5 protein-coding genes are annotated in these 5347 nt (G+C 59.1%); 3 read left to right on the forward strand and 2 right to left on the reverse strand.

What is annotated here, in order from left to right; genetic code table 11:
• Nucleotides 1-451 precede the first annotated feature (451 nt).
• From ACTO3O_RS09635 to ACTO3O_RS09645, 3 genes are read left to right on the forward strand one after another with little or no spacing between them, the layout of a single operon-like run.
• A complete protein-coding gene (locus ACTO3O_RS09635) occupies nt 452-1408 on the forward strand; it encodes a glycosyltransferase family 2 protein (RefSeq protein ID WP_297831264.1) in 957 nt (318 codons plus the stop codon).
• Entirely contained in the window at nt 1401-2201 is an 801-nt protein-coding gene (mazG, locus tag ACTO3O_RS09640) for a nucleoside triphosphate pyrophosphohydrolase (RefSeq protein ID WP_298080750.1), read from the forward strand. The genes ACTO3O_RS09635 and mazG overlap by 8 nt, the downstream gene beginning before the upstream one ends.
• Nucleotides 2198-3187, forward strand: coding sequence for a DUF4349 domain-containing protein (locus ACTO3O_RS09645; RefSeq protein WP_297831269.1), 990 nt, complete (start codon nt 2198-2200; stop codon nt 3185-3187). Before mazG ends, ACTO3O_RS09645 begins: the two co-directional genes overlap by 4 nt.
• A gap of 60 nt (nt 3188-3247) precedes the next feature.
• On the opposite strand, the gene ACTO3O_RS09650 is transcribed toward ACTO3O_RS09645, so the two are convergent.
• Together ACTO3O_RS09650 and ACTO3O_RS09655 are read right to left on the reverse strand one after the other, a co-directional pair.
• On the reverse strand, nt 3248-4039 hold the full coding sequence (locus tag ACTO3O_RS09650) for an ABC transporter ATP-binding protein (RefSeq protein ID WP_297831272.1): 792 nt from the start codon (nt 4037-4039) through the stop codon (nt 3248-3250).
• The gene (locus ACTO3O_RS09655) at nt 4039-5025 is read right to left on the reverse strand and encodes a FecCD family ABC transporter permease (RefSeq protein WP_297831275.1); all 987 of its coding nucleotides are present in this window, start codon (nt 5023-5025) and stop codon (nt 4039-4041) included. Before ACTO3O_RS09655 ends, ACTO3O_RS09650 begins: the two co-directional genes overlap by 1 nt.
• Between the last annotated feature and the right edge of the window lie 322 nt (nt 5026-5347).

A 5347-nucleotide genomic window follows, 5' to 3' on the forward strand; every position in this document is an offset into this window, starting at 1 on the left:
CTCCGGTTTCTTTACTACCTGTTTCTTTTATTGACTAAGCTTTTTTCCCACCTATCTCTAGGCGGTGAGCCACTACTGGCTCCTAAAACTTGTACTACAACTGCAATACTTCAATGAACTTTTGACCTTTTCAGGTCTTCATATTTTCACGTTCGCTTCCGGGAACTCCCGGATGAATACAAACGAAAAAACAGCAACTTTATTGCGTCCGCCGGAAAAACTTCCGAAACGGACTGCAAAGGTAATTCAAAATTTCAATTCTGCAAAAACTTTTTCACTTTTTTTCCGCCACCCCGCCATCCCACGCACCTCCCCTCTTTTGCGGATGCAAAGGTAATCACCTTTCCGGTCTTTGCAAACATTTTCGAATATTTTTTCGAATTCTTTTTTTCCGTAGCTTTGTAGTACTCTTATACCCAAACCGATATAGAGTATCAAAAAACAACAACCGATGCGAATAGGAATCGTCATTGTCAACTATAACACGTGCGCGCTCCTGCGGAATTGCCTGCAATCACTCGCTACCTACCTATCGCACGGGGGTGAGAAGACAATCCGGATGGCGGTGGTGGACAACTGCTCGACGGACGGGTCGGCCGAGATGGTACGAAATGAATTTCCGGAGGTCGTTTGTGTGGAGGCCGGGGAAAATCTCGGTTTCGGACGCGCCAACAATTTGGGCGTGAAGGTATTGGAAGAACGTTTCGGAGAAGCGGAATACCTCTTTTTCCTCAACTCGGATACCGTACTGCTCAACAATGCGCCGGCCATTCTGGCGGAATTTCTGGACAACCGTCCGGAAGCGGGAGTCGCGGGCGGAAACCTGTTCCGCGCAGACGGAACCGCACCCAATCGATCGTTCGCGTCGGTGCACGGACTCGGCTGGGAATTGCCCGCCTTTATCAAGCGGCGCCTGTGGCCGAACGAGCCTTGGTTCAACCACACGTCCGAGCCGCGACAAGTCGGATACATCGTGGGAGCGGATCTGATGGTCAGACGAGCCGCCTTGAAAAACCGGGAGGCTTTCGATCCCGACTTTTTCATGTACTACGAAGACATCGAGCTCTGCGTGCGTATCCGGCGGAGCGGATTCGAGGTCTGGTCGGTACCTCAGGCCCGGATCATTCACCTGGCCGGACAGTCGTGCACGGTGCCGAACACCAAATTTCAACGGATACAAGAGTCGAAATACATCTATTATAATAAAGTACACGGAACGAGTCATGCCCGATGGGCATATCGGCTCGCCCAAACAGGATACCGGCTGCACGCCGCGTGGGGACAACTCACGGGCAACCAAACGAAACGAGAACGGTACGCCGAATGGGCAGAAATCAATGCGGCGGCTTGGAAACAGGGCCGACAAACACGCGAAAACAGACACACAACCAAAAGAGATCATGAATAGCCGGGAAGAAAAGCTAGCCGCCATCGGACGGCTGCTGGACATTATGGACGAACTGCGGGTCAAATGCCCATGGGATCGGGAGCAGACGATGCTCTCGCTGCGGAACGCCACCATCGAAGAGTGTTTCGAACTGATGGACGCCATCGTGGAGGGCGATCCTCTATATATAAAGAAGGAGTTGGGCGACCTGCTGCTGCACATCGTCTTCTACGCCCGGATCGCACAGGAGGAGGGACGGTTCGACATCGGCGACGTGGCGACGGCGCTCTGCGAAAAGCTGATCTACCGCCACCCGCACGTCTACGGCGAGGCGGTGGCGGCCGATGCGGGGCGGGTGGTACAGAACTGGGAGGTGCTGAAGCAGAAAGAGAAAGACGGCAACAAGACGATTCTGGCGGGGGTGCCGAAGGGGATGCCTGCCTTGCCGAAGGCCTGCCGGATTCAGCAGAAGGCGGCGACGGTGGGGTTCGACTGGCACGAACGGCGGGAGGTGTGGGCAAAGGTGCGGGAAGAGACGGAGGAGATTCAGGTCGAAATAGAGGGTGCGGAGGCCGACCGGTTGGAGGCGGAGTTCGGCGACCTGCTCTTTTCGGTAGTGAACGCCGCGCGGCTGTACGGGGTGAATCCCGACCTGGCGCTGGAGCGGACGAACCGGAAATTCATGGCCCGCTTCGGATACATGGAGCACAAAGCCAAGGAAAAAGGCGTATCTTTACAAGACCTCCCGGCGGATGAGATGGAGCGATACTGGAACGAGGCGAAGACCAAACACCTAAACGACGAAACGTTATGAAAAAACGGTTGATTCTGCTCTGGATAAGCACAACGGCCCTGCTCGGCCTGCCGGGTTGCGGATCGCACGGCGGCTCCTCGGGTCTGCACGAAGAAGAGGCTGCCGTAGAGGTCGAAGAGGTCGACCTGTCGGAGGACGAGGGGATAACGAACGCTGCCGATGCCGTCTACGGAGGTACTCCGTCCGGAACGGGCCGCAACAAGGGCGAAACGGAGTGGCGGGAGCTGCTGGCCGCGGGTTCGGTGGCGTCGTCGGACAGCTCGCGGCGATTCGTCCGCACGGCGACGATGAAGTTCCGCGTCAAACACTTGGCCACCTCGATCTACTCGATCGAAGAGATCGTGCGGCAACAGGGAGGCTTCGTAGAGAGCAGCGACATGGAAAATTCGGTCTTTTCGACCCGAACGACGCCGCTCAGTCGGGATTCGATCCTGGAGACCACCACGCATCGGCTCTCGTGCCGGATGAAGATCCGGGTGCCGAGCGAACGGCTGGACACGGTATTGCAGCTGATTTCGAACCACATCGACTTTCTGGATTACCGCAAGATGGAGGCGGAGGATGTGACGCTCGACTGGCAGGGACGGCAACAGACCGACAAACGATATAAGAAATATGTATCGGATTCGAACCGGCGGCCTCGGACAGACTCCGCTACGGAGGCGACGTTCAAACGCACGCTCGAAGGAGACGAAGCCGTGTTGCAGCTCCGGCGGTTGAACGACCGGATTCGGTTCAGCACCGTGACGCTGCACCTCTACCAGCGCGAAACGGTTCGAAACGAGGTACTTCCGCAGTCGGACGAGGTGCAGCCCTACCGTCCGGGATTCTGGAAGGAGGCGGGACAAGCCTTGTCGCGCGGCCTCAGCGTACTGCGGATCATCGTGTTGTTCCTGTTCCACATCTGGTGGCTGATTCTGGGGGGAGCGATCGTGTGGGGCGTTTTGTGGTGCCGGAAACGATTCTGCCGCAAGAAAAAACAATAATGCCGCTTTACGGCAAATGCGAACGCCGGCTGTCGTTTATCACGACAGCCGGCGTTCGCGTTACTCCCCATCCCCGAACGGAACCGCCCATCGAATCGTTCCGTCGGCCCCGCAATGCAGCGGCAAATCACCGAATATCCGCCCGATCGCTCCGTTCGCCAACAACTCGTCCGGCGCACCCGCCTCCACTCCGTCGCGCCCCATCACCCACAACACGTCGCACAACTGGAGCGCCACCGACAGGTCGTGAGACGAAAAAACGACGATCTTGCCCGTCCGATGCGCCAGCCGCCTCAACAGCAGAACGATGTGATACCGGTTCGGCAGGTCGAGAAAAGCCGTCGGTTCGTCGAGCAGCATCACCGGCGTGTCCTGCGCCAAGGCCCGCGCAATCATCACCCGCTGCCGTTCTCCGTCGCTGAGCGTGTCGAGCGTCTTCTCGCGAAAGGCGGTCATCCCGACCTGCTCCAATGCCTCGGCCACCCGCCGCTCATCCTCCGTCGACAACGATCCGAACCACCCCGTATACGGCGCTCTCCCCATAGCCACCGCCTCGTACACACGCAAGTGAGCCACCGTCACCGACTCCGTGGTCACAAAGGCGATCCGTTTGGCCCGTTCCGCCGGAGCGAGCCGTAACAACTCCTCGCCATCCAACGACACCGATCCGCCCAACGGCGCCCGCACACCGGCCAAGACCCGCAGGAGGGTGCTCTTTCCGACCCCGTTCCGCCCCAGCAGGGCCACGATCTTCCCCTCCCCGGCCCGCAGCGTCAACCCCGTTTGCAAAATGCGCTCCTCTTTCCGCTTCGGTCGGTAACCGAGGGTGAGCGATTCGATTTCGAGCCCCATTACATCATCCTCCCGCGTTTGTTATTGACCACCACGGCGACCACCACCGGTATCCCCACCAGCGCCGTCAGCGTATTGATGGGCAAGATCAGATCGGTGCCCGGCAGTTGCGACAAGAGGTCGCACAGGAGCACCAGATCGGCCCCGATCAACATCGAAGCGGGCAGCAGGACTCGGTGGTCGGCCCTCCGAAAGCACATCCGGGCCAGGTGCGGCACGGCGATGCCGACGAACCCGATCGGCCCGCAGAAGGCCGTCACGCCGCCCGCCAGCAATGAGGTCGCCAAAAAAATCACCGTCCGCACCCGCCGGATCGAGACTCCCATACTCCGGGCATATTCGTCACCCAACAACAAAAGGTTCAACGGTTTCACGGAAAGAACGGCCAGCAGCATCCCTCCGCCGACACACAAGGCGAGAATCAGTAGCTGGACGTGCGACAGCCCGCCGAGGCTCCCCATCGACCAGATGACGAACCCTTTCAACGCGCTGTCGCTGCTGAAATACTGCAAGACATCGACCAGCGCCGCGGCGCCGCTGCCGAACATCATCCCGAGGATCAGCACGGCCATAATATCCTTGATGCGGGCCGAAACGGCCATCACGACGACCAGCACCGCCACTGCTCCACCCCATGCAGCCACGGCCGTTCCGAGATCGCGCGCCACGCCGAGGCCGCCGAGCACGGGCGCTCCGAGCAGAAAAAGCGCCACGCCAAGACTCGCTCCCGAGCTGACGCCCAGCACGTAAGGCCCTGCCAGGGGATTCCGAAAGACGGTCTGCATCAGCAGACCGCTCACGGCCAACGCGCTCCCGACTAGCCATGCCGCAGTCGCTTTGGGCAGCCGGAAGTCGAACAGAATCCGCCACGCCACGTCGTCCCGACCGGCGCCGAAGGGCCACAACAGCCCGGTCGAACCGACGACCACATCGGCTCCGAACAGTGCGACGAGCAGTACAATAAGGAGTATGAATTTCGTTCTCAACGTTCTTCGGTTCTATCTTTCTGTCGGGTAAGGACTAGGGACTGCGGCGTTTCGCCCCGGGCTACCGCGATCGCACGGATGGCACACCGGGCCACGGGGGTAGCGGGGGTTACGCCTGGTCTTCCACAACCAGTGGGAGCAGTGGCCTGAACTTGATTTTCGGGGGCACATGGCTCCGTCCCGGCAGCACTGATTACCGTGCCTACGGTTTTCAGTTGCGCTGCCTCTCGGAATAAACGCCGCGGGCACGCGGTGGGCAAGGGGCAGGAGCTACCCTAATATTAGACAGCCTCTACCCTACTTTTGAGCTGAATCCTGCGGT

It is taken from the genome of Rikenella sp., assembly GCF_056799795.1.

What these genes read in the sequence shown, in the direction of transcription:
- ACTO3O_RS09635 (WP_297831264.1), top strand. Translation starts at nt 452, where the DNA reads ATGCGAATAGGAATCGTCATTGTCAACTATAACACGTGCGCGCTCCTG.
- mazG (WP_298080750.1), top strand. Translation starts at nt 1,401, where the DNA reads ATGAATAGCCGGGAAGAAAAGCTAGCCGCCATCGGACGGCTGCTGGAC.
- ACTO3O_RS09645 (WP_297831269.1), top strand. Translation starts at nt 2,198, where the DNA reads ATGAAAAAACGGTTGATTCTGCTCTGGATAAGCACAACGGCCCTGCTC.
- ACTO3O_RS09650 (WP_297831272.1), bottom strand. Translation starts at nt 4,039, where the DNA reads ATGGGGCTCGAAATCGAATCGCTCACCCTCGGTTACCGACCGAAGCGG.